At 71.7% G+C, this 23484-nt stretch carries 18 protein-coding genes; 13 read left to right on the forward strand and 5 right to left on the reverse strand.

Features of this window, described 5'->3' with window-relative positions; all coding sequences use genetic code 11:
* Positions 1 to 212 precede the first annotated feature (212 nt).
* Entirely contained in the window at positions 213 to 1115 is a 903-nt protein-coding gene (locus tag OHN74_RS18350; protein ID WP_327695628.1) for a LysR family transcriptional regulator, read from the forward strand.
* Positions 1116 to 1369: 254 nt separating this feature from the next.
* Here the strand turns inward: OHN74_RS18350 and OHN74_RS18355 are convergent, their stop codons facing one another.
* The 3 genes from OHN74_RS18355 to OHN74_RS18365 form a co-directional block, all read right to left on the reverse strand.
* Positions 1370 to 3829, reverse strand: coding sequence for a SpoIIE family protein phosphatase (locus OHN74_RS18355; RefSeq protein ID WP_443060560.1), 2460 nt, complete (start codon positions 3827 to 3829; stop codon positions 1370 to 1372).
* A 200-nt stretch (positions 3830 to 4029) separates the two neighbouring features.
* Positions 4030 to 4587 carry a GNAT family N-acetyltransferase gene (locus OHN74_RS18360; protein WP_327695630.1) on the reverse strand — a complete coding sequence of 186 codons (558 nt, stop codon included), beginning with the start codon at positions 4585 to 4587 and terminating at the stop codon, positions 4030 to 4032.
* A 169-nt stretch (positions 4588 to 4756) separates the two neighbouring features.
* Positions 4757 to 6622 carry a hypothetical protein gene (locus tag OHN74_RS18365; protein WP_327695631.1) on the reverse strand — a complete coding sequence of 622 codons (1866 nt, stop codon included), beginning with the start codon at positions 6620 to 6622 and terminating at the stop codon, positions 4757 to 4759.
* Between the two features lie 74 nt (positions 6623 to 6696).
* Here OHN74_RS18365 and OHN74_RS18370 point away from each other — a divergent pair, with 74 nt between their 5' ends.
* Positions 6697 to 7188, forward strand: a complete 492-nt coding sequence (locus OHN74_RS18370; protein WP_327695632.1) for a hypothetical protein — start codon at positions 6697 to 6699, stop codon at positions 7186 to 7188.
* Here OHN74_RS18370 and OHN74_RS18375 read toward each other — a convergent pair.
* Positions 7139 to 8419: a helix-turn-helix transcriptional regulator gene (locus OHN74_RS18375; RefSeq protein ID WP_327695633.1), complete on the reverse strand. Its 1281-nt coding sequence runs from the start codon at positions 8417 to 8419 to the stop codon at positions 7139 to 7141. The two genes, OHN74_RS18370 and OHN74_RS18375, sit on opposite strands and share 50 nt — an antisense overlap.
* A 137-nt stretch (positions 8420 to 8556) precedes the next feature.
* Positions 8557 to 8715 (reverse strand): hypothetical protein, encoded by a 159-nt coding sequence (locus OHN74_RS18380; protein ID WP_327695634.1) that lies wholly within the window; start codon positions 8713 to 8715, stop codon positions 8557 to 8559.
* 216 nt (positions 8716 to 8931) lie between these two features.
* On the opposite strand from OHN74_RS18380, the gene OHN74_RS18385 reads away from it, so the two are divergent.
* The 11 genes from OHN74_RS18385 to folE all read left to right on the forward strand — a co-directional run bounded on the left by OHN74_RS18385 (position 8932) and on the right by folE (position 23483).
* Positions 8932 to 10113: an NAD(P)-dependent malic enzyme gene (locus tag OHN74_RS18385; protein WP_327695635.1), complete on the forward strand. Its 1182-nt coding sequence runs from the start codon at positions 8932 to 8934 to the stop codon at positions 10111 to 10113.
* 73 nt (positions 10114 to 10186) lie between these two features.
* Positions 10187 to 11476 (forward strand): adenylosuccinate synthase, encoded by a 1290-nt coding sequence (locus OHN74_RS18390; RefSeq protein WP_327695636.1) that lies wholly within the window; start codon positions 10187 to 10189, stop codon positions 11474 to 11476.
* A 95-nt stretch (positions 11477 to 11571) separates the two neighbouring features.
* On the forward strand, positions 11572 to 13101 hold the full coding sequence (locus tag OHN74_RS18395) for an FAD/NAD(P)-binding protein (RefSeq protein WP_327695637.1): 1530 nt from the start codon (positions 11572 to 11574) through the stop codon (positions 13099 to 13101).
* 35 nt (positions 13102 to 13136) lie between these two features.
* Entirely contained in the window at positions 13137 to 14054 is a 918-nt protein-coding gene (locus tag OHN74_RS18400; protein ID WP_327695638.1) for a formyltransferase family protein, read from the forward strand.
* Positions 14055 to 14102: 48 nt separating this feature from the next.
* Positions 14103 to 15182: a thioesterase domain-containing protein gene (locus OHN74_RS18405; protein ID WP_327695639.1), complete on the forward strand. Its 1080-nt coding sequence runs from the start codon at positions 14103 to 14105 to the stop codon at positions 15180 to 15182.
* A 46-nt stretch (positions 15183 to 15228) separates the two neighbouring features.
* Positions 15229 to 16581 (forward strand): MFS transporter, encoded by a 1353-nt coding sequence (locus tag OHN74_RS18410; protein ID WP_327695640.1) that lies wholly within the window; start codon positions 15229 to 15231, stop codon positions 16579 to 16581.
* 45 nt (positions 16582 to 16626) lie between these two features.
* Positions 16627 to 19782, forward strand: coding sequence for an amino acid adenylation domain-containing protein (locus OHN74_RS18415; RefSeq protein WP_327695641.1), 3156 nt, complete (start codon positions 16627 to 16629; stop codon positions 19780 to 19782).
* Between the two features lie 79 nt (positions 19783 to 19861).
* Positions 19862 to 21445, forward strand: a complete 1584-nt coding sequence (locus OHN74_RS18420; RefSeq protein ID WP_327695642.1) for an amino acid adenylation domain-containing protein — start codon at positions 19862 to 19864, stop codon at positions 21443 to 21445.
* 206 nt (positions 21446 to 21651) lie between these two features.
* Entirely contained in the window at positions 21652 to 22050 is a 399-nt protein-coding gene (locus OHN74_RS18425) for a 6-pyruvoyl trahydropterin synthase family protein (protein WP_327695643.1), read from the forward strand.
* Between the two features lie 203 nt (positions 22051 to 22253).
* On the forward strand, positions 22254 to 22883 hold the full coding sequence (locus OHN74_RS18430) for a 7-carboxy-7-deazaguanine synthase QueE (protein ID WP_443060561.1): 630 nt from the start codon (positions 22254 to 22256) through the stop codon (positions 22881 to 22883).
* On the forward strand, positions 22884 to 23483 hold the full coding sequence (folE, locus tag OHN74_RS18435; RefSeq protein WP_327695644.1) for a GTP cyclohydrolase I: 600 nt from the start codon (positions 22884 to 22886) through the stop codon (positions 23481 to 23483).
* Position 23484: the final 1 nt, after the last annotated feature.

Below are 23484 nucleotides of genomic sequence, written 5' to 3' on the forward strand. Positions count from 1 at the left end.
GGGCACGCGTCATGCGATGGGGGGCGAGAACATCGACGGCGACGCGCGCGGGTACATGCGCGGGCTTGCGCACGAGGAAGTGCACGAAGTACACGAGGAAGTGCGCGGTCGAAATCTCTCGCACGAACTTTCCCACCCACCCTCCCAGCGGCGGCGGTAGCGGACCAATGCGTGTTTTCGAGGCTGTCATCGAAGCTGGCTATGATTCGCGGATGATCGACCTGAGTCGACTGCGCGTGCTGGTGGCTGTCGCCCGTGAAGGTTCGATCACGGCTGCCGCCGAGGCCCTGCACTACGCTCAGCCGTCGGTGAGCCATCAGCTCGCCAAGCTTGAGGCCGAGGTCGGCGTACCGCTGTTGCAGCGGATGGGGCGCGGTATCCGGCTCACCGACGCGGGCCGACTCCTGGTGGACCGTGCCGAGTCGATCCTCGAACAGGTCGAGTCGGTGCACGCCGAACTGGACGAACTGGCCGGGCTGCGCACCGGCCGGGTCCGCCTGGCCGCCTTTCCCTCGGCGCTGGCCACCCTGGTGCCACTCGCCGCCGCCCGTGTCACCGCCGAGCATCCCGGCATCGAGCTCATCCTGCGCGAGGCCGAACCCCCGGACGCGCTCAGCGCCCTGCGCAACAACGACGTCGACGTGGCGCTGATCTTCGAGCACGGCGACCCGCCCCAGCGCGACCGCCGCGACACCACCATGACATCGCTCCTCGACGAGCCGCTGTACATGGTCACACCGGCGGACCGCACCTGGGACGGCCCCCGGGCGGAGCTGGCGACCTACGCCGGCACCCGCTGGATCGCCGGCTGCGAACGTTGCCGCGAACATCTCATCGCGGCCTGCGGACGGGCCGGTTTCTCGCCGGTCGTCGAGTTCGAGACCGACGACTACGTCGCCGTACAGGCGCTTGTCGCGGCCGGCCTGGGCGTGAGTCTGCTGCCCGGCCTCACCCTCCTCGCCAACAGGCACCCAGGGGTCAGGCTGGACCGGATCCCCGGCATGCGCAGACAGGTCGTGGCCGCCGTGTACGGCAAACCGCCCGCGTCCCAACCCGCCCAGGTGTTCCTCGACGCGCTCAAGGCGACCCTGGCCGAACCGGACTGGCCGTCCTGACAGCACGTGCCGACCGGCCCGCTCGCGAAGTGCCCGTCGCCCGTTGAACGGCGAGGGCGGGGCGGGGGCGGCCGGATCATCCCCCATGTACGCGTGCGTCGGGCGGTGAGCGTGCCGCCCACTGCCACCGTCGCCCCGACGCCGCCCCGACGGCGCACCAGCGCGTCCTGGCCGAACGGGCTACCGCTATGTCGCCGTGCGGGTCCGCGAGTTGGAGGGTGCCGGGCCCGAGGGGCGCTCAAGCAGTCGATCCGTCATCGCCCGCCCGCGTCGCCCGCCCGCCCCGGGAGGTCCTGCTCGGCCCAGATGATCTTTCCGGCCGGGGTGTAGCGCGTACCCCAACGGCGGGTCAGCTGGGCGACCAGGAACAGCCCCCGGCCGCCCTCGTCGGTGGTCCGCGCATGGCCCATCCGGGGCGAGGTGTTGCTGGCGTCGGACACCTCGCAGATCAGCCTGTCGTGCCGGATCATGCGCAGCCTGACGGGTCCCGTGCCGTGCCGGATGGCGTTGGTGACCAGCTCGCTGACCACCAGTTCCGTGGTCATCACCAGGTCCTCCAGTCCCCATCCGAGGAGCTGGCGGACGGCGAGCTCCCGGGCGCTCGCGACGATCGCCGGATCCGTCGGCAGGTCCCACGAGGCGACCCGGTCGGCGCCCAGCGCGTGCGGCCGGGCCAGGAGCAGAGCGACGTCGTCGGTCTGCGGGCCGGTCAGCAGATTGTTCACGACCGCCGAACACAGTTCCTCCGGCGGCAGGCCGGACTGTGCGAGCACGTCGCTGAGGCGGGACAGCCCGACGTCGATGTCCTGGTCGCTGCTCTCGATGAGACCGTCGGTGTAGAGGGCGATCAGGCTTCCCTCGGGGAGGGAGATCTCGGCGGACTCGAAGGGCAACGAGCCGAGGCCCAGCGGAGGGCCCGCCGGAAGGTCCGGGAAGGTGACCTTGCCGCCGGCGGTGACCACGGCGGGCGGCGGATGTCCGGCCCGGGCCATGGTGCACAACTGGGTGACCGGGTCGTACACGGCGTAGAGGCAGGTGGCGCCCAGTACCGCGGTGGCGACGGGCTCGTCGTCGCCGCCCTTCTCCTCCGCCAGACGGATCACCAGGTCGTCCAGGTGGGCCAGCAGCTCGTCGGGGGGCAGGTCCATGTCGGCGAGCGTCAGAACGGCGGTACGCAGCCTGCCCATGGTCGCCGCGGCGTTGAGGCCGTGCCCGACGACGTCACCGACGACCAGGGCGACCCGGGCGCCGGACAGCTGGATCACATCGAACCAGTCGCCGCCCACCCCTTCCCGTGCGTCGGCCGGCAGATAGCGCGAGGCCACCTCCATGGCGGTCCCGCCGTTCAGCCCCTGCGGGAGCAGACTGCGCTGCAGGGCCAGTGCCGCGGTGTGCTCACGGGTGTAGCGGCGGGCGTTCTCCACCCAGACCGCGGCCCGGCCGACAAGCTCCTCGGCGAGCAGCAGATCGTCCTCCTCGAACGGCTGCGGATGCTCCATACGGATGAAGGTCGCCACCCCCAGCACGGTGCCGCGCGCGGACAGCGGCACCCACATCACCGAGTGCATCCCGAACTCCGCGATGCTCCTGGCCCGCGCCGGGTCCTCCTGCACCCAAGGGGCGGTGGTCGCGTCCAGGAACGGCTCCAGCACCGAGGCGCAGTTGACCATGCTCTCGAAGTACGGCGAGGACCGGGGCGCGTCGATCGAGTCGCCGGTGGCGATCACCGACTCCGGGCAGCCCTCGTGGATCGACTGCTGCCCGGCACGCCGCACCAGATACGCGCTGTCGGCCGGCCCCGAACCGGGTTCGTCGCCGTGCAGCACCGCTTCCAGCAGATCGACGGTCACGAAGTCGGCGAGCCGCGGCACCGAGAAGTCGGCCAGTTCCTGGGCGGTCCGCATCACGTTCAGCGTGCCCCCGATGCAGGCGCTGGCCTCGCTGAGCAGGGCCAGGCGCTCCCGGGCCCGCCATCTGTCGGTGACGTCCATGCCCATATAGCACACGCCCAGCGGGTTGCCGTCCGGGTCGTCTAGCCGAAAGAAGGAGGTGGAGTAGGCGTGTTCCTGGTGGGGATCCGCCCAGGTCCAGCCCCGGTACTCGTAGTCGATGACCGGCACGCCGGTCTCCAGCACCCGCCGCATCTGCGCTTCGAGCGCCTCGGTGTTCAGGCCGGGCAACGATTCCGACATCCGGCGCCCGAGCCGCTTGTCGCGCGGCACACCGCCGTAGCGCTCCAGGGTGTCGTTCATCCACACGTACCGCAGGTCCGGGCTGAGCACGGCCATGCCGAGGGGCGAGCGGGTGAGGAAACCCTCCAGCACCTGCCCGCTGACCGCCCAGGTCGGAGCCTTCGACACGTCGATCGCGGTCACGAGCCAGGTCCTGCGGTCGTCGGTGTCCGACATCGCGGTCACCCGCAGCCCGACCTCGACACGGTGGCCGTCACGGTGCCGGGCGCCCACCAGGCCGCCCCAGCTCTCCCGGGTCCCGCACTCCTCGGCGACCTCGGCCGCCCGTGAGGCGTCTTCGGACTGTGCCAGCAAGGTGGTGGCGGGGCGGTCGAGAACCTCAGCCGCGCCGTATCCCAGGAGCCGCTCAGCGGCCCCTGTCCAGCCGATGACCATGCCATTCGCGTCGATCACCGCAGCGGCCACATTCGCCATCTCGAACGGTCCATGCACTCCGTCCGGTGTTACCTCCTTGGGGAACATCATGAAAGCCGTCCCATCTGGCGGATGGCATATGGGACATTCTATTGCGTATCGCCCGCCACTGCTCTTCTCCGGACCGCCCATGGGCCTCGCCCTGCTCCGTGCCCTCGGCGCCACCGGAAAACCGGGAGTGGAGCGCCCGCGAACAGGCCAGGGCGGCGGAGCAGCTCAGCGGTACGGGCGAGGCAGGCGGCCGGACCTCAGTCCGGCAGTGCGCGGGCGAGCACCTGGAGGACGGCGTCCCCGGTTCCCGGACGGAGTTCGCCGAGCCCTTCCCAGCCCCATGCCCGGAACGCGGCCCGCGCCCCCGCGTTGTCGGGGTCGAGCAGGACGACCGCCAGCTCCGCGTCACCTGCGGCGAGCAGCCTCTCCTGAAGACGACTGCCGATCCCGCGCCGACGGTGCTCCGGCAGCACCATCAGATCTCCGACGACGAACACCTTCCCGGAGGCGGTCAGTTCCTCGGCCTTGTCGGGAACCACACCGACGAATCCCCGCCACCACGAGCCGTCACGGTGCAGCGGATACCCGTACGCCATACCCGCGGGCTCGTCGTCATCGCCGTCCTGGTCGTCGGCCGCCACCATGTCGAAGCCCGGCCGCTGGACATCCTCCGCGAGCCTGGCCAGGAAGCGTTCCCGGTTGCGGTATTCCTCGCCCGGGGGTTCCTCGTAGGCAGCCACGTACAGGTCCGCCAGCTCCTCCCGGTCGCCATCGGCCTGCCACCGACTCAACCGGCGGAAGAACACCTCGCCCATACCAGTCCCCTCGCCCGTGCCGCCCGGCAGTCAGCCTGCCCGGCCACCTCCGAGCTTATGCGGGACGCCCGTCGCGGTACGCCTCGGAGCAGACAGGGCCCGGTAGTTGTGGAGCGGCCGGGCTCCGGCACCGTCCACGGGCTGACGGCTCCCGGTCACAGCACGAGGGTCACAGGATGAGGAGAGCGACCGCCCAGAGAACGCAGAGCACCGCCAGCACCGGGCCGAGCGGAAGGCCGTGGTCGCGCGCCGGGCTCTCGTCGGCGGGGCGGAGCTCGGGGTGGGCGTGCATGGCGGAGATCTCCTCCATGGCTCTCACATACGACGGGCGCAGGCGCAGTCGGCGTTCCATCCAGGGCCAGCCCAGGGACAGCGACCAGGTCTCCCCGCCGGCCCGGCGTATCTCCAGGACACCGTCGGTACAGGCGACCGCGCCCAGCTCCTCCCAGGTCACCTGGCGGACCTTGTACGCCCCGGCCAGCCACAGCCCCGAACGATCGGCGGTGACACGCCAGTTGAGGAGGATCGCCAGCACTCCCGGCGTGAACGCCAGCCCCAGCAGGGGCAGGACATGCCATCCCAGGCCATCCGCCCGCACGTCGTCCAGGCCGAACTTGATCACAGCCGCGACGAACACCACGCCGGACAGCGCCACGCACCGGGTGAACAGGCCCGGGCCCCAGCGCACCGGCCGGTCGACCGGCCGCATCGACACCGCGGTCCGCTCCACGAGCGCCGGATCCCGCCGGTCGACGCGACCCTCCACAGGCTCTTCCAGCAACGGCCGCTGATCAGCCTTCGGCAACCGCGCCGGACCGGTGGTGACCAGGACCACCCGCTCCCCGTCCGGCCCTGCGGTGACGATCACCAACTCCCCGGCGTCGCAAGGCGGCCCGTACAGCACCGCCTCCCGCAGTCGGGTGTCGAGAGTGGGCTCGTCCTCATACTCGTCCTCGTCCTCGACTTCGTCCCCGTCCTCGTACTTGTCGAAAGGGGGGCCGCCCGCCCCGGCCCGGTCATCGAGGTCCGGGTAGGCCAGGCAGCGCAGCAGTGGCGTACGGCCGGCGGTGTCGTCGGCGGCGTAGAGCCAGGTGTCGACGTTGTGGTCCACGCGTTGCAGCACCCGCAGTACGGGAGTCGGCCCACGGCGCAGCGCGGCGGCCCGGCGGCGTGCCAGGACGCCCGTGGCGAGGAAGGTCAGTCCCGGCAACCCGGCGGCCAGGGTGAGCAGTTGCCAGCCGAAGGCGTCGTACGGTTCGGCGGCCAGGCGGCTCCAGTCGCCGTCGGACAGGACGGTCACGGCACTGTCGGTGTCGTAGTCCTCGGGGGAGGCGGCGTCGACGGTGCGCTTCGTGCCGTCCGAGGCACGGACTCGCAGCGTGTCCTCGCCATGACCGATGACGACGGCCGACACCGATTCCGCCTTCGCGGCCCGCTGCTCGTCCTCGTGAACGCCCCGCAGGCCGAGGCCGACAGCCAGGCCTGCCACGGCGCACAGCACGAGCCCGGCGGCGACGGGGACGCACCCTCGGCGCAGCGGACCGATGTCTTCGGGGAGCGGGTGCCGCGCCCCCGCTGTGGCAAGTTCGGCGAGTCGCCGCTGCCGCCCGCGAAGAGCGAGCCGCTGCCACGACGCGGCCCATCCGAAGGCGAGGGCCACGATCACTGCGGTGTTGGCGGCATCGGAGGCGGCGGACAGAGGGAACTCCTCCATCGCCACGACGGCCGCCAGCACCGGTCCGGAGACGAGTGCGAGTTCCGGCAGCCGGACGTACCAGAGCAGTTGTACGACAGCGAGGCCCATCTGGATCATGCCCAGCCAGTCCGGCCCGCACGGGTCCGCCAGCGTGCAGGGCCGCTCCGGTTCCAGGACCATCGCCGCGATCACGGTCACCACAAGAGCCAGTACCGGCCACCGGGGCTCTGCCCAGCGCGGCAACCGGAGATCCGCCCAGCGGAGCGTGTCATGGGACAGCCAGGCAGGAGCACTCGCGGGTGCGGCTCCGGGCGGAAGGGGAACGGGAAGGTCGCTCACCTGAGCGATTATGCGGCCTGGGAACCTGTCGCCCATGTGCGAGACGCGATGACCGGTAGGCGTGAGGAGTCCTGATGTCGGATCAGCGGTGGATGCGTGAGCGATCCCGCGTCGCGTGGGAGGCCATGAGCGGGAGCGAACGCGCGGTCGTCGTCCGAGCCGCCCGCACGGGCGAATCGACACAGGGCCCTGCCACCGCACTGCTGGCGCCGCACTGGGCCTGGGCCGTCATCGGGCCGCCCGGTGCGCGCAGGCGCTATCCCTGGCAGGACGTCTTCCTCGACGTCAGGCCCACCGCTTTCCTCACCGACGTCTACGACGGCAAACCGCGGAACGACGTCCGCACATATGTCCGCCGTGCCGCCCGGCGGGTCGAGGCGGCGTACCTGCCGTTCCTGGAATCCCTTGGTGTGGAAACGGGCCAACCACCGGAGTTCACCTTGGAGCCGCCGTCGGGACTCGAACCCGAGTCCCAGTGGCGCTCCGGCTCGGACACGACGACCGACGTCGACGCGCTCACCCAGGTACTCCACCGGGTGATCGAGGGGGTACGGCAGGAGCCGTGACGCGCCCTGCGGCCGGGGGTGCCGACCCCTCCGCCACCGTGCGCCAGATCTCGGCGGCCAGGTCCGGCAGGCCGGCCTCCTGTACCGTCGTGGCCAGTTTGCGCAGCCGGTCCAGGGCGCCCGGCAGGTCGGAATGGATGTCGAGCAGGCCGCGCAGGGCCTCCAGCCGGACCCGGTCACGGTAGGTGAACAGGTTGGCGCCCTCCTCGGCCCGGCCGCACATCGCCTCGGCGGTGGCCAGGTCGCCCTGCCGGTAGTGGAGTTGGGCGTGCAGGAACTGGAACTCGTGCCGGTGCAGTGGGGAGCCGACGAGGTCCAGCGCCGGTTCGACCTCGCGGAGGCGGACGGCGGCCTCCTCCACGCGCGGCGGGGCGGTCTGGAGTGCGAGTGACGCCGCCGCAAGCCGCAGGCGCATCCACAGCGTCAGGTCCTCATGGCTGTCGAGCGCGGCGAGGGCTTGCCGGAGCAGTTCGGCGGCCCGGGTGTACTGGCCCAGCCTGGTCTGCACGGTGGCGGCGACCCAGAAGGACTCCGCGGCGAGCGCCCCGTCGGTCCGGGACAGCGTGTGGCACACCTCGCCGCTCAGCCGGGCGGCCTCGGCGAGGTTGCCCAGTTCGGCCTCGGTGGAGGCGAGGAGCAGCCGGCTGCGGGCCGTATCGGCGGCGGGCACCTGGAGATGGTGCTGCTCACACAGGCGCAGAGCCTCCCACACGAGGTTGCGGGCCTTGGCCACGTCGCCGAGATGGCGCAGGGAACGGGCGAGCCGGATGAGAGTGTGCACCTGGAGGGCGGGGCGGGCCAGGGCGTCGCTGAGCCGGTGCAGCTCCCCCAGGGTGTCGCGCTCCTCCGCGTAGTCGCCGAGCGCGCCGTGCAGGCGGGCCAGATGGGCCAGGGCCTGCCAGCGGGTCTGTTGGTCGGTGGTGCCGGGCTCCGCGAGGGCTCCCTGGAGCATGACGCGCAGTTCGGCGTCGCGTTCGCTCCCGGACAGCGTGTACAGGGTGGCCAGGACGTCGCCGAGGTCGCTCGCCGGTGGCTGCTCGAACGAGGCGACGGGCACTCCGAGCCGTTCGGCGAGGTAACCGACCGCGCGGGGCGTCGGCGGGCGGCCGCCGGACTCCAGTCGGGACAGATAGGTGGCCGACATTCCTGCACCGGTGAGGTCCGCCTGCGATTTGCCCTGCTGCAGGCGCAGTTGCCGCAGGCGCCGACCGAACTCCGGTTGTTCCAGCATCCGCTGCCACCACCCCAGTAGAAACGTTTGTCGTACGGCGGTCGGGCCGAAGCGGGCCGACCGTCCGCCGCCCTGGCAAGGGTTGCCGAAGAGTGGCAACCACTCTACAGGGTGACGAACGGCCGGGAGGAGTCCGGTTACGGCCAGTCGATGTCGTCCAACGACGCGGCCTGGGCCGACACGGCCGTGACCTGCCGTCCGGTGTCCCCCGCGACGGCCCCGGCGACCTCGACGCCGAGCAGTGACAGAAGGGCCGAGAGGCCCAGGGTCGCTGTTAGGTGCAGAACATTCTTCACGTGACTTGATCTCTCTTGGGTGTCCTCACGGCACCGCCCTCGCGACTGTCGTCGCGCCGGGCGCCCCCCTTGGGCCGGCGGATGCGAGGGAACCGTAGTCATCGGTCACGAGGTTTGACAACACTTGACAAATTTGGAAAGTGCTTCGTAGCGTTAGGCAACCCGCAAAGGTCGGCGGTGTGCCCGCCAACGACCGGCCGTGACGAAAGGGCGTCTATGACCAGCCAGTTCGACCTTCCCACCGCGACCGAGGACCCTGTCCTCGCCTACCATCGCGGTGGCAAGCTCGCGGTGGTCGCCACGACACCGCTGGCGGACGCGGCGGATCTCTCCCTGGCGTACACGCCCGGCGTCGCCCGGGTCTGCTCGGCGATCGCCGAGCGGCCGGAGCTGGCATACGACTACACCTGGAAGTCCTCCGCGGTGGCCGTCGTCAGTGACGGGACCGCCGTTCTCGGGCTCGGTGACATCGGCCCCGAGGCCTCCCTGCCGGTCATGGAGGGCAAGGCGATCCTGTTCCGGCAGCTCGCCGGGGTCAACGCGGTGCCGCTCGTGCTGGACTGCACCGACACCGACGAGATCGTCGAGACCGTGGCGCGGCTCGCCCCGGCCTTCGGCGGGATCAACCTGGAGGACATCTCCGCGCCGCGCTGCTTCGAGATCGAGCGCCGGCTCCAGGAACGGCTGGACATCCCCGTCTTCCACGACGACCAGCACGGCACCGCGGTCGTCACGCTCGCCGCGCTGTGGAACGCGGCCCGGGTGACCGGCCGCGAGCTGCGCGAACTGCGGGCCGTGGTCGCGGGTGCCGGCGCCTCCGGGATCGCGGTCGCACGCATCCTGCTGGACGCCGGAATCGGGGACATCGTGGCCTGCGACAGCAAGGGCGTCGTCCACCAGGGGCGCGACGACCTGAACCCCGCGAAACGGGCACTGGCCAAGGCCAGCAACCGGCGTGGCCTGACCGGCACCACCGCGGACGCCATGCGCGGCGCCGACGTCTTCATCGGCCTGTCCGGCAGCCCCATGGCCGAAGAGCCCTTCGCCACGCTGGCCCCCGGGGCGATCATCCTGGCCCTGTCCAACCCGGACCCGGAGATCCTCCCGGACCGCGCCCACCGCTACGCCGCCGTGGTCGGCACCGGACGCTCCGACTTCCCCAACCAGGTCAACAACGTCCTGGCGTTCCCCGGCATCTTCGCCGGCGCCCTGCGCGTGCGCGCACCGCGCATCACCGAGTCCATGAAACTGGCCGCCGCCAGGGCCCTGGCCGACGTGGTCGCCGGCGAGCTCACGCCCGACCGTGTCCTGCCCGACTCCTTCGACCCCCGGGTGGCTCCCGCGGTCACGGAGGCGGTGGCCGCGGCGGCCCGGGCGGAGGGGCTGGCCCGGGTCTGACGAGGGCACGACCGACCGCTCACCCGACCGGCCACCGCACACGACCGACCAACCGAGGGAACGAGACACCGTCATGACGCTGCACGCCGTCGTCGGCATCAACTGGGGCGACGAGGGGAAGGGCCGGATGATCGACTATCTGGCCCGGGACGCGGACCTCGTGGTCCGCTATCAGGGCGGCAACAACGCCGGCCACACGGTCGTCAACGAGCTCGGCACCTTCAAGCTCCGACTCGTCCCCTCCGGTATCTTCCAGCCCGGCACCGTCAACGTGATCGGCCCCGGTACCGCCGTGGACCCCGAGTCGCTGGACGCGGAACTCACCGAGCTGCGCGAACGCGACATCGACACCTCGGGACTGATGGTCTCCGACCGGGCCACCGTCTGCTTCCCCTTCCACCGCGACCAGGACGCCTGGGAGGAGGACCGGCTCGGCGACCGCCCCTTCGGCTCCACCCGGCGCGGCATCGCCCCCGTCTACGGCGACCGCTACCTCAAGCGGGCCATCGCGATCGGCGAGCTCTTCGACGAGAACCTGCTGCGCGACCGTCTCGCCCCGGTCGTCGAGTGGAAGAACCTCGCCCATGCCGGCCTCTACCCGGACCGGCCGCCGATCAGCCTCGACGACATGGTCAAGTGGGGCCTGGAGTACGGCGAGCGGCTGCGGCCGTACGTGCGGAACGTGGTGCCCGAGCTCGCCCGCGCCGAACAGCGGGGCGCCCACATCATGTGCGAGGCCCAGCTCGGCGCCTTGCGCGACGTCCTGTACGGCATCTACCCGTACACCACCTCCGCCAGCACGCTGGCCGGCCACGCCCCCGTCGGCTCGGGCCTGCCCGGCGCCCGGCTCGCCCACGTCACCGGTGTGATGAAGGCCTTCTCCACCTGCGTCGGCGAGGGCCCGTTCGTCACCGAGGAGCACGGAGACTGGGCCGACACCCTGCGCCGTGCCTCCGGCGAGTACGGCGTCAACACCGGCCGCCCGCGCCGCATCGGCCCCTTCGACGCCGTCGCCTCCCGCTACGGCGTCCTCCTCCAGGGCGCCCACGAACTCGCCCTGACCAAGTTGGACAGCCTCAGCGGCGTGCCCGATCTGCGCATCTGCACGTCGTACGAGATCGACGGCCGACGGACCGGCGACTTCCCGATGAACCATCTGCTGGAGCGGGCCCGGCCCGTCTACGAGACCGTGCCCGGCTGGGACGAGGACCTCACCGGCATCCGCGACTTCGACCGACTCCCGCCGGCCGCCGCGGCCTACGTCCTGCGCGTCGAGGAGCTCGTCGGCGCACCCGTGCGCTACGTCTCCGTCGGCCCCGAGCGCGACCAGCTGATCGACCGCGGCCCGCGGCCCGGCCGTTGACCGGACCGGCCCGCCGCGCCCCCTCGGAGATCCACCGGAAGTCCTCTCCTCACATCGTCCCGCCCCTTCACGACGAAAGGCTCGACCCAACCACCATGTCAGTCGAACACGGGGTAGTGCGGACGACCGGTGCGGACCACCGCTACGCGGTCGCCGGCATGGGAGCGACCGGTGTCGGCGTCTTCGTCGCCCTCGTCCGCTCCCTGGTTGCAGGCGGCCGGGCGGCCGGAGCCGAGATACACATATTCGAGACCAAGGAGCGCCTCGGCGCCGGCGTCGCCTACAGCACGCCACACGACTGCCACCTGCTGAACATGCGCGCCGCCACCATGAGTGTGCACGCCGACGACCCCGACCACTTCGTGCGCTGGCTGGCCGGCCGCGAGGACGTGTCGGCATCGGACGCGGGGGAGTACGTGCCGCGCCGGTTGTTCGCCGAGTACCTCCAGGAGTTCTTCGGGGACGCGCTCGCCGAGGCGCGGCAGCGCGGCATAAAGGTCGTCACCCACAAGTCCGTGGTCAGCGACTGCCGTGAGGACGAGCGCGGAGTCCATCTCATCGCCGGACTCGACCACTTCGTCTTCGGCCGGGTCTTCCTGTGCCTGGGCGACCTGCCCTCCACGGAGTACCTGGAGTTCACCAAGCTCCCCACCTACGTCCACTCCATGTGGCAGGGCGCGGGCCTGGAAGCCATCGGCCCGGACGCCACCGTCGGCATCCTCGGCACCAGCCTCACCGCCGTCGACGCCCTGCTCCAGCTGCGCACCGCAGGCCACCGCGGCGCGATCACCTGCTTCTCCCGGCGCCGTTCCCTGCCCAAGGTCCAGGGCCCGCGCGTGCGGCACACCCTGCGGCACGTCACCGAGGCCAACCTGCGGCTGCTGACCGGTGACTTCACCCGGCAGCTGGAGTTCACCGAGGTCGCCGAGCTGTTCCGGCGCGAGCTCGAGGACGGTCTCGGGATCGCCATCGACTGGACGCGGGTGCTGGCCCGCCCGAAGGAGATGTTCACCCACACGCTGGCCAAGGACGTCGAGCTCGCCGAGAAGGGGCAGACCCTTTGGTACTCGATCCTCGACGCCACCTCCGAGATCGTCCCGCTGGTGTGGCGCAGCATGTCACCCGAGGCCCGCGCCTCCTTCATGACCGAGCACCTGTCGATCTGGTCGATGTTCCGCCACTGCATGCCACTGGACAACGCCCGCCGACTGCTCGACATGGCCACCGACAACGCCTTCACCGTCGCCAGCGACCTCACCTCGGTGTCGTACGACGAGGACGCGCGGGCCTTCCGCATCGAGGCGGGCGGCGCCGCGCACCACGTCGAGTGGCTCGTCAACGCCACCGGCACCGGCTTCGCCCTCGATTGCTCCGACTCCTCACTCATCCAGAACCTGCTGATGCGCGGCGACATCACCCCGCATCCGCTCGGAGGCATCGACGTCGACTTCGACACCCTGCGCGTGGTGCGCCGTGACGGCTCGCTCTCCGCGCGCGCCCACTACATCGGCCCCCTCACCAGAGGCGTGCACTTCTACACCAACTCCTTCGAGACGAACCTCGCCAACGCCCATAGCGCCGTGGCGGCGGCCCTCACCCGTCTCGACAGCCCGGCCGCGGCCTGATCCCGGCCGCCGTACCCACCGTCAGGAGATCCCTCATGCGGGTGGCGTTCCTCGTCGGCAACGACCTCACGTCCCATCTGATCGTCGGGCAGGTGCTCGACGACGTCCTGCAAGCCGGCCACACCCCGTACGTCTGCTACACCCACCAGCGGCCCAACCCCAAGGCCGAGCCCGAGCTGCGCGAACTGTTCACCTACGAGCGCACCCTGCTCAACAGTTGTGTCCACCCTTACCTCGACAGCCTCCCGGCCCCTTTGCACGGCGCCCTGCTGCCCCCGGCCGGCATCGCCAAGCTGTACCGCGAGCGGGCGGTCGTCCGGGTCGTCGAGGACGTCAACTCACCCGCGTTCATCGACTTCCTGGCCGCCGAGAACGTGAGCGCCGCGTTCTCCGTGCGCTGCTACCAGAAGTTCCGCGCGCCGCTGATCGACCACTTCCGGCCCGAGCCCGGCGCTCCCGCGCTCTTCGCCAACCTGCACCCCGGCATCCTGCCTCGCTACCGCGGTGTGCTGACCTTCGCCCGGTCCATGCTGCACGGCGAGCGGGAGGCCGGATTCACCCTGCACCGGGTGAACGAGGAGTGGGACGCGGGCGGCGTCATAGCGATGTCCGGCGCGCCGCTCGACTACGGGGTCTCGGTGCTGGAGAACATGGCCGCCCAGCGCGGACAGGCCGCCGCGCTGCTGCTCGACGCGATCGCCTCGGCCGCCGCCGACGGCAACTGGACCGACCGGCCGCAGGACCCCGACGAGGTCGGCTACTACTCGCACCTGTCCCGCGCCGACCTCGACGAACTGCACCGCAAGGGCATCGAGCTCTTCCGGCCGCGCGCCGTCATCGACCTGCTCACCAGCGCCTACACCCCGCCCGGCTCCCCGCAGCGCCTGGAACTCGGCGGCATTCTCGCCGGGATCACCAGCCGCCGCCCGGAGTTCGCCGGTGTGCCCGCCTGAACCCCGACCCCACCCGACCCGTCACCCACTGCTCCGAAGGGACGCCCCATGGCGCTGGACCGCGAAGAGATCGTGCAGATCGTCAGCGAGATCTGGGAGGACCTCCTCGACACCGACGTCGAGGAGGACGACGACTTCTTCGACCTCGGCGGCTACTCGCTGCTGATCGTCAACGTCGTCACCGAGGCCCGCAAGCGCGGCCTGGAGATGTCGGCCAACGACATCTACACCCACAAGACCCCGGCCGCCCTCGCCGACGCCCTGAGCGCATCGGCAGCGGGCGCCCCGGCGGACGGCCCCGCCGACCCCGACTTCAGCACCGTCTGGGAGACCGGCCTGAGCCCGCTGGGTACCGAGCCGTCGCCGACGCTCGTGCCGCTGGCAGCCGAGGGCACCGGCACGCCCGTCTTCTGCTTCCACTGGGGCACCGGCAACGTGCGCTTCCTGGCGGACCTGGTCGACTCCTTCCGCGGTGAACGGCCCGCGTACGGCCTGGAGATGGTCGGCATGTGGAGCCGGGAGCGGCCCGCGCTGTCCCTGGTGGAGATGGCCTCGCGCTACCTGCGCGACATCCGCGCGGTCCAGCCCGAGGGCCCGTACCTGTTCGTCGGACCGTGCGCCGGCGGCCGTATCGCCTACGAGATCGCCCGGCAGCTGGAGGAGAGCGGCGAGCAGGTCGCCGTACTCGCCGTCGTCAACACCATGCCGCCCGGCAGCACCGAACTCGACGCCGCCTGGGGCCTTCGCGAGCTGTACGACTTCCGTCTCGCCTCGCTGCGCGAGCGCTTCGAGGTGCCCGACCTGCTCACCGACCAGGAGCGGCTGACTCGCGGCATGGTCGAGATCGCCTGGCTGGACGAGAACGTCGACCCGGCCGACCTGCACTGGCGGCAGGCGGTGTGGGCGGCCGGCATCTTCGCCCAGGAGCACTACGAACCCCGTCCCTACGGCGGTGAGGTCACCGTCTTCCAGCTGGCCGAGCACGCCGACCGCCCCGAGGCCGACTGGGGCCGGGTGGCCGCCACCACCGAGACCCACACCTTCGAGTCGGCGGGCACGCTGCCGCTGCTGCGCGACGCCGCCTTCGCCCAGGTCCTTGCCAAGAAGCTCGCGTCGTACGCGGGCTGAGACCGCTCTCGTACACCCAACTCCCGTATCCCGAGGTGAATTGACAGTGGCAGGCAACAGAGCCGCCACGGCGGTCCGCAGTTGGGCCGCCGACATGGTGCCGGCGCCCGGACCGGCCCGTGGGCTCGCGGTGCTGACCGTGGTGCAGTCGGTCGGCTTCGGCCTCTTCCTCAGCTCCAGCGCCATCTTCTTCCGTACGTCCGTCGGTCTGACCGCCGGGCAGGTGGGGCTCGGGCTCTCCATCGCGGGTCTGGCCGGCCTGCTGTTCACGGTCCCGATCGGCAAGCTCGCCGACCGGCTCGGCGCGCGGCGTCCGCTGCTCGCCGTCTACGCGACGCTGGCCGTGCTGTTCACCGGATACAGCGCGGTCGGCGGCTTCGCCGGGTTCGTCGCGCTGGCCTGCGCGATCTCGGTGTGCGAAACCGCCTCCCATCCGCTGCGCATGACCCTCACCCACGAGGTGTTCGAAACCGACGCCCGGGTGAAGGTCAGCGCCCAGATGCGATCGCTGTTCAACCTCGGCTTTCTGCTGGGCGCGGCGGTGGCGGGCGGCGCGCTCGCGGCGGGCGGACGGTCCGCGTTCCTCACGGTGATCCTCCTGACGGCGGCCGCCCACGCGTGCTGCGCCGTGCTGACGGCGAGACTGCCGGGGCGGGGCGGCGCCGCCGCCGCGAAGGAAACCGCGGATTCCGAGGGGGAGACCTCCGGAGACGGGACCGCCGAGGACGAGGAAGCCGTCAAGGCACTCGACGGGCCGAAGCGGCCACGGTCCGGGCTGCGGGACGTCCGCTTCGTGGCCCTGTCGCTGCTGTGCGGCGTACTGGAGCTGTACCAGCCGATCCTCACGGTGGCGCTGCCGCTGTGGATCATCAGCCGTACGCATGCCCCGGGAGCGGTCAACTCCGTGCTGCTGATGGTGGACACGGTTCTGGTCATCGCGTTCCAGGTCGCCGCGAGCCGCGGGGCGGAGACGGCTCCCGGAGCCGCCCGGCTGCTGCGCCGCTCCGGAGTCCTGCTCGCGGTCTGCTGCCTGCTCTTCGCGCTGACGCAGGACGCCGACGCGTGGGTCGCCGTACCGCTGCTGCTGATCGGCACCACGGTGCTGGTTCTCGGTGAACTCAGCCAGGCGGCCGGCTCCTGGGGACTCTCCCTGCACCTGCCGCCACCGGGCCGGCAGGGCGAGTACCAGGGCGTGTTCGCCCTGGGCCGCGGCTTCCAGCAGACGGCGGGCCCGTACCTGGTCACGGCCCTGGCCGTACATCAGGGCCGCCTCGGCTGGGCCGTCCTGGCCGCGCTCCTGCTGGTGGCGGGCCTGGCCTGCCCGCCGCTGACCCGGGCGGCGGAGAGGACCCGCGGGCCCGCCAAGGACCAGGACCCCGTACCGGCGCCGAGCCACTGAGCCTCGGCCCCACCCGGCCGCCCCGACCCCCGAGTGTGAGGACGTATGCAACCCGACCCGCGCTGGAACCGCACCGCCCACCCCTATCCGCGGGGTGAGTCCGTACACGGCATCGTGGCCGCGATCGCTGCCGCCACCCCCGACGCGGTGTGTCTCGTCGAGGGCGGGCGGAGCATCACCTACGGCCTTCTGGACCGGGCCTCCACCGCGTACGCCGTCCGGCTCGCCGCCCTCGGGGTACGCCGCGGCGACCTCGTGCCGGTACGGCTGCCGCGCGGCGCGGAGCTGGTCGCCACCGTGCTCGCCGTGCTCAAGCTCGGTGCCGCCTATGCCCTGGTCGACGGCGCCTGGCCGGCCGCCCGCGTGCAGGACGTGCTCGAACAGACCGACGCGCGGGTGCTGGTGGACACGGTGGACGGGGGCGCCGTCCCGGGTGAGGCGGTCATGCGCTGGACGCCTCCGGAGGGTGGGCTCACCGCTGTCGACGGAGAGGCCGCCGGTGCCGGGTTCCGGGCCGTCGCCGTCACCGGCGACGATCCCTGCTGCGTGTTCTTCACCTCCGGCACCACCGGCCGACCCAAGGGCGTCCTCACCCCGCACCGGGCGACCGTACGGCTGTTCCGCCCCGACGGCTTCGCCCGGTTCACCGCGGACACGGCGGTGCCACAGGCCGCTCCGGTGCCGTGGGACGGCTACTCGCTGGAGCTGTGGTCGGTGCTCCTCAACGGCGGCACCTCCGTCGTCGTACCGGAGCCCTACCTCTCCCCCGGCGCCCTGCGCGCCGGTGTGGCGCGGCACGGCGTCGACACGGTCTGGCTGACCGCGAGCCTCTTCAACATGATCGTCGACGAGGACCCGGACGCGTTCACGGGGATACGCCAGGTCATGACCGGCGGCGAGCGCCTCTCCGTACCGCACGTCCGCCGCTTCCTCGACCGTCACCCCGGCATCGCCCTGATCAACGGCTACGGCCCGGTGGAGAGCACCGTCTTCGCGACCACGCACCGCATCCGGCCCGAGGACTGCGGGCGGCCGGGCGGGATCCCGATCGGCCGGCCCGTTCCCGACACCCAGGTGCACATCCTCGACGGCGACCGCGTCTGCGCCGTCGGCGAGACCGGCGAACTGTGCATCGCCGGCCACGGACTCGCGCTGCGCTACCTCGGCCGCCCCGAGCTGACCGCAGAGAAGTTCACCGAGGTCACCATCGAGGGCGCCCCCGTGCGCGTCTACCGCACCGGCGACCTGGCCGCCTGGGACGAGGACGGTCTGCTGCGCTACCTCGGCCGCGCCGACCGGCAGGTCAAGATCCGCGGGCACCGGGTCGAACCGGCCGAGGTGGAGCGGCAGATCGAGGCCCTGCTGCCCGCCGTGCGGCGCGCCACCGTACTCGCCCTGCGCGACGAGGCGGGCGCCTGCCGCGGCCTGGCCGCCTTCTGCCTCCCGGCGCGGCCGGGCGACCCGCTCGACGGGGCGCTGGAGACCGTACGCGCGGCCCTGGTCTCCTACCACCGCCCCGAACATCTGCTGAGCGTCGACGACCTGCCGCTGACCGCCAACGCCAAACTCGACGAACGCGCCCTGCTGGACCTGTTGCCGGGCGAGGAGACCACCCCGACCGCGTCCGCCCTCACCGCATCCGCTCCGGCGGTGGAACCGTCGTCCCCGCCGACGAGCGGCGACCCGCACCTCGACCTCGTCACCGCCGTCTTCGCCGACGTCCTCGGCCGGACCTCCGTGCCCGTCGACGCCGAGTTCACCGCGCTCGGCGGCACCTCGCTGGGCGCCGGACGGGTGTGCGCCCGGCTGAGCGCGCGGCTCGGCCGCCCCGTACCGCTGGCCGTGCTCTTCGAACACCCCACGGCCGCCGCCCTCGGCGCCCGGCTGGCAGAACCGGCCGGTGAGGAAGACGCGCCGACCGCCGAGCAGGCACCGGACGAGGTGCCGCTCACGTCCGTGCAGTCGGGGTTCCTGATCCGCCATCTGCTGGAGCCGGACGACCGCGCCGGCCACTGCCTCGCGGCCTGGACGATCGACGGCGACCTGGACCGTACGGCGCTCACCGGCGCCCTGGCCGACGTGCACGCCCGGCACCACGCGCTGCGCTCCGCGTACCGCACCCACAAGGCCCGCGCCTTCGCCGTCCCCTCGGACCAACCGCCGCCGCAGCCGGTCGAGTTGCCGCCCGCGGCCTCGACCGAGGCCGCCCTCACCGCCGTACGGGAAGCACTCGCGGCCCCCCTCGACCCGGCGGAGTCCGTCGTCTGGCAGGCGGTGCTCGGACCGGTCGCCGGCACCCGGACCACCGTCCTCGGGTACGCCGTGCACCACATCGCCTTCGACGGCTGGTCCGAGTCCGTGCTCGCCGCCGACCTGGCCACCGCGTACAACGCCCGCCTGGACCGGTCCGTCCCCGCCTGGACGCCGGCCCCGACGGCCGCGCAGGTGTGGGCGGTGCGCACCCGCCACGAGCGGGCCGCCGACCTGGCCGCGCAGCGGGAGCGGCTGACGGCCGCGCTCACCGGCGTCCCGGAGCTGCGGCTGCCCGTGCCCCGGACCCCCGCCGGACCCGAAGTCCTGCGTACCGAGGTCGCGTTGACGGCCACCGAGGCCGCCGGCGTCGACAGGATCGCGTCGGACGCCGGGCTCACCCGGTTCGCGGTGCTGCTCTCGCTGTACGGTCGGGCGCTCGCCGATCTGACCGGGCAGGACGACTTCGGCGTCGGCGTGCCCGTCGCACAGCGTGTGGACCCGCTGCTGGAGACCGCCGTCGGCTGCCACATCGGGATGGTGTGCGTACGGCTGCGGGGCGCGGCCCTCGGCGACGGCGGTGGTGGCGGTGGCGCGGCGCGTGCCGTCGCGGCCGGGCGGCTGGTGCGGGAGGCGTTCGCCTGCCAGGACATCGGCTTCACCGAGGCCGTCCGTCTGGTCAACCCGCCCCGCAGTAACCGCAGTCCGCTCTTCCAGACGGTGTTCGCGCTCCAGGACAACAGCACCGCCGAACTACCCCTGACGGGCCTCACCACCGCCTTCCACCGGCTGCCCTATCCGGGCATCCCCGCCGAGATCCAGACCGAGGTCTGGCCCCGGGCCGACGGCGGACTGCGCCTGGTCGTCAACTCCCGCGCCGACGCGCTGGATCCGACCGCGGCGGAGGCCCTGGCGAAGACCTTCGCGGACCTCGTCCGCACCGCCGCCTGATCCCTGCCCCGACGGGCTCGCAGAAGTACGAACAGTTCCGGCATCCCGACGTTCCGACCCGAAGGGAACGACACCCCACATGACCACGACCCCCGCCATGGCCCGGCTCGACGCCGTGCGCTCGCTGCCCGGCCTCTTCCGGCTGGTGGCCGCCGAACAGCCCGACACGATCGCGGTGATCGACGACGGCCGCACCCTCACCTACGCCGAACTCGACCGCGCCTCCGACCGGCTCGCCGCCCGCCTCGCCCACACCGGCGTCCGCCCCGGCGACCTGGTCGGCCTGCTCCTGGAGCGCTCGGCCGACATCCCCGTGGGCATCCTCGGCGTCATGAAGGCGGGCGCCGCCTATGTGCCGCTGGACCCGTCCTACCCGGGCGAACGGCTTCGGTACATGATCGCCGACGCCGGGGTCACCACCGTCGTGGGCGACCGCGAGCAGGCGGTCGAGCGCGGCCTCGACACGGTCGCCGTCCTGTCGCCGCACGGCGACGGGGAAGCCGAACTCCCCATACCCGCCCACGAGTCGACCGGCGACGAGCCCGCCTACGTCATCTACACCTCCGGCTCCACCGGCAACCCGAAGGGCTGCGTCGTCGGCCACCGCCAGGTCCTCGCCCTGCTGCGGGCCGCGCTGCCGCTGTTCGACGTGACCGCGGACGACCGGTGGGCGCTGTTCCACTCGTTCAGCTTCGACGTCTCCGTCTGGGAGTTCTGGGCCTCCATGGCCACCGGCGCCACCGCCGTGACCGTCCCCCTGCGCATCGCCCAGTCCCCGGCCGACTTCCTCGCGCTGCTCGGCGCCGAACGGGTCAGCGTCCTCGGCCAGGTGCCGTCCGTCTTCCGCTCCCTCGCCATGGCGTACGAGGAGGCCGGCCGCCCCGAACTCTCCTTGCGCTACCTGGTGTTCGCAGGCGAGGCCATCGACCTCGACGTGGTCGCCGCCTTCCTGAAGGCCTACCCGGGCAGCGCGCCCACGGCCGTCAACATGTACGGCCCCACCGAGACCACCGTCTACGCCACCCACCGCGCCCTGTCCGACGCCGACTTCGACGGTCCGGTGCGCTCGCCGATCGGCGCCGGACTGCCGCATCTGCGCCTGGAGATCCGCGACGCCGACCTTCGGCCCCTGCCCGACGGTGAGAGCGGCGAACTGCTCATCGCCGGCCCGGGCGTCGCCGACGGCTACCTCGGCCGCCCCGATCTCACCGCCGAGCGCTTCGTCACCCTCGACGGACCCGACGGACCCGACCGCTACTACCGCACCGGCGACCTCGCCCGCCGTCTGCCCGACGGCTCCTTCGAGTACCTCGGCCGCAACGACCAGCAGATCAAGCTGCGCGGCTACCGCATCGAACTCGGCGAGGTGGAGGCGGCGCTGCGCGGCCACGACCTCGTCAAGGACGCCGCCGTCACGGTGATCACCACCGCGGCCGGGGCCACCTTCTTCGTCGCCTGCGTCGTCGTCGCCGAGAACGCGCCCGCCAAGCCCGCCGCCGAACTGCGCGGGTACGCCCAGACCGTCCTGCCGCGCTACATGGTCCCCGACCGCTACCAGGTCGTGGACGCCCTGCCGCTCACAGGCTCGGGCAAGCTCGACCGCAAGGCGCTCACCGAACTGGCCGCCACCCGCCCGGCCCGCACCCCGAAGGCGGCCCGATGAGCCCCGCCCCGCAGCATGCGGCCGGGCCCTGGCCGAGTCGGCCTCCGCGGCCACGGCGGATCCCGCGGCCCGGCCGACGGACCGCCTGAGGGCGCTCCGCGTCTGGCCACTGGCGGTCATGGCAGTCACCTGCCACCGACACGTCATGACACCGAACCTTCGCAGCCTCCAGGATCTGTGCAGGTACTCGACACCATCCGAGCACCATGGAAGAGAGGACCCGGACCTTGCTGTCCATCACCAAGGAGTTCCACTTCTCCGCGAGCCATCAACTGTCCGGCCTTCCACCGGACCACCAGTGCGGCCGGCTGCACGGCCACAACTACGTCGTGATGCTCGAACTGAGCGGGCACGCCGACCTGTTGGCCGACGTCGGCTTCGTGCGCGACTACGGCGAACTGGGCGTCGTCAAGAAGTGGATCGACGACACCGTCGATCACCGTCATCTCAACGACCTGCTGCCCGAGGTGAATCCGACGGCCGAGCACCTTGCCATGTGGATCTACCGGACGTGGTCTGCGGACTTCCCGGAGCTGACCGCCGTGCGGGTCTCCGAAACGCCCAGGACCTGGGCGACGTACCGGCCCGCCGGTCCCACCGACTGACCGCGTACCCGACCGGATCACCGGACGAGTTCCCGCACGAGTTCCCGCACTACTACCCGGACACCGTTCCGGATCGACGAGCCCGGTCGGGCTCAAGGGGGTGGTGAAGATGGCGGTTCCGAAGCTCGTGGTGAACGAGATGTTCGGACCCACCTAGCGCCGTACAGGGCGAAGGACCTTCCACCGGAAGGTCGTGTGCGTTTCTGCGTCTCGGCGGTTGCAACCTGACCTGCCGCTGGTGCGACACACCGTACACGTGGGACTGGAAGGGCGAGTCGGACAGCGGCATCGCCTACCGTGCGGCGGACGAGCTGCACGCGCTGACCGTCACCGAGGTCACCGAGCGGCTGCTCGGCTTCGGTGTCGACCTGATCGTCGTCTCGGGCGGTGAACCGCTCAGCCAGCAGGACCGGGTACTGCCCGTGATCCGGGCCCTCCGGGAACACCGGGTGGCGGTCGAGTTCGAGACCAACGGCACCGTGGAGCCGAGCGACGCGCTGGTGGCGACCGGGGCCCGGTTCAACGTGTCTCCGAAGCTCGCGCACTCGGGGGTCGCCGAGGAGCGGCGCATCGTCGCGCAGGCTCTGCGGCGGTTCGCCCGACTGCCGGAGGTCTCCTTCAAGTTCGTCTGCGGTGACACCGCCGATCTGGCGGAGGTCGACGAACTGGTGCGCCGGTTCGATCTCAAGAACGTGTGGGTCATGCCCAGGGGTCAGTCCCCCGAGGAGATCGACGCGGGAATGCGCACGCTCGCCGATGAAGTGACGGCACGTAAGTGGAATCTGTCCGGACGACTGCATGTCAACGTGTGGGGAAGCAAGCGGGGTGTCTGAGTGAGCAGCAGCATCGAAGTGTTGACCGAGGATCTGGCGCTGTTGGAAGGGGAGGACAAGGACCCGTTGGAGTCGATCGCCCGCCAACTGCTGGTGGCGATCGGCGAGGATCCCGACCGTGAGGGGCTCCAGGAGACGCCGGCCCGTTACGCACGCTGGTGGCGCGAGTTCACCGGGTACGACCCCGGGACCGTGGACACCCTCTTCGAGACCACGGCCAGCGGCAGCCTGGTCGCCGTCTCCGGCATCAGCGTGTGGTCGCTGTGCGAGCACCACCTGCTGCCGTTCTCCTGCCGGTTCACCATCGGCTATCTGCCGCGGCAGAAGATGCTGGGCCTCAGCAAGTTCGCCCGGATCGCGCACCAGCACGCGCACAAGCTGCAGTCGCAGGAACAGCTGTCGCAGCAGATCTGCGACGACGTCGAGCGGCTCACCGGCTCCCCCGACGTGGCGGTCGTCGGACGTGGCGAGCACCTGTGCATGGGGATGCGCGGCATCCGGACGCCCGCCACCATGACCACCGCCGTGTGGCGGGGCGCGTTCAAGGACGCGGCGCTGCGCAGCGAGCTCATCGCACTCACCAACGACCGCAACTGCTGAG

Origin of the sequence: Streptomyces sp. NBC_00459, from assembly GCF_036013955.1 — a bacterium.
Lineage (GTDB): Bacteria > Actinomycetota > Actinomycetes > Streptomycetales > Streptomycetaceae > Streptomyces.

Coding starts and splice junctions, on each gene's coding strand:
- OHN74_RS18425 (WP_327695643.1), top strand. CDS start 21,652: ATGGAAGAGAGGACCCGGACCTTGCTGTCCATCACCAAGGAGTTCCAC.
- OHN74_RS18390 (WP_327695636.1), top strand. CDS start 10,187: ATGACGCTGCACGCCGTCGTCGGCATCAACTGGGGCGACGAGGGGAAG.
- OHN74_RS18350 (WP_327695628.1), top strand. CDS start 213: ATGATCGACCTGAGTCGACTGCGCGTGCTGGTGGCTGTCGCCCGTGAA.
- OHN74_RS18405 (WP_327695639.1), top strand. CDS start 14,103: ATGGCGCTGGACCGCGAAGAGATCGTGCAGATCGTCAGCGAGATCTGG.
- OHN74_RS18385 (WP_327695635.1), top strand. CDS start 8,932: ATGACCAGCCAGTTCGACCTTCCCACCGCGACCGAGGACCCTGTCCTC.
- OHN74_RS18370 (WP_327695632.1), top strand. CDS start 6,697: ATGTCGGATCAGCGGTGGATGCGTGAGCGATCCCGCGTCGCGTGGGAG.
- OHN74_RS18395 (WP_327695637.1), top strand. CDS start 11,572: ATGTCAGTCGAACACGGGGTAGTGCGGACGACCGGTGCGGACCACCGC.
- OHN74_RS18420 (WP_327695642.1), top strand. CDS start 19,862: ATGACCACGACCCCCGCCATGGCCCGGCTCGACGCCGTGCGCTCGCTG.
- OHN74_RS18400 (WP_327695638.1), top strand. CDS start 13,137: ATGCGGGTGGCGTTCCTCGTCGGCAACGACCTCACGTCCCATCTGATC.
- OHN74_RS18355 (WP_443060560.1), bottom strand. CDS start 3,829: ATGTTCCCCAAGGAGGTAACACCGGACGGAGTGCATGGACCGTTCGAG.
- OHN74_RS18415 (WP_327695641.1), top strand. CDS start 16,627: ATGCAACCCGACCCGCGCTGGAACCGCACCGCCCACCCCTATCCGCGG.
- OHN74_RS18375 (WP_327695633.1), bottom strand. CDS start 8,419: ATGCTGGAACAACCGGAGTTCGGTCGGCGCCTGCGGCAACTGCGCCTG.
- OHN74_RS18360 (WP_327695630.1), bottom strand. CDS start 4,587: ATGGGCGAGGTGTTCTTCCGCCGGTTGAGTCGGTGGCAGGCCGATGGC.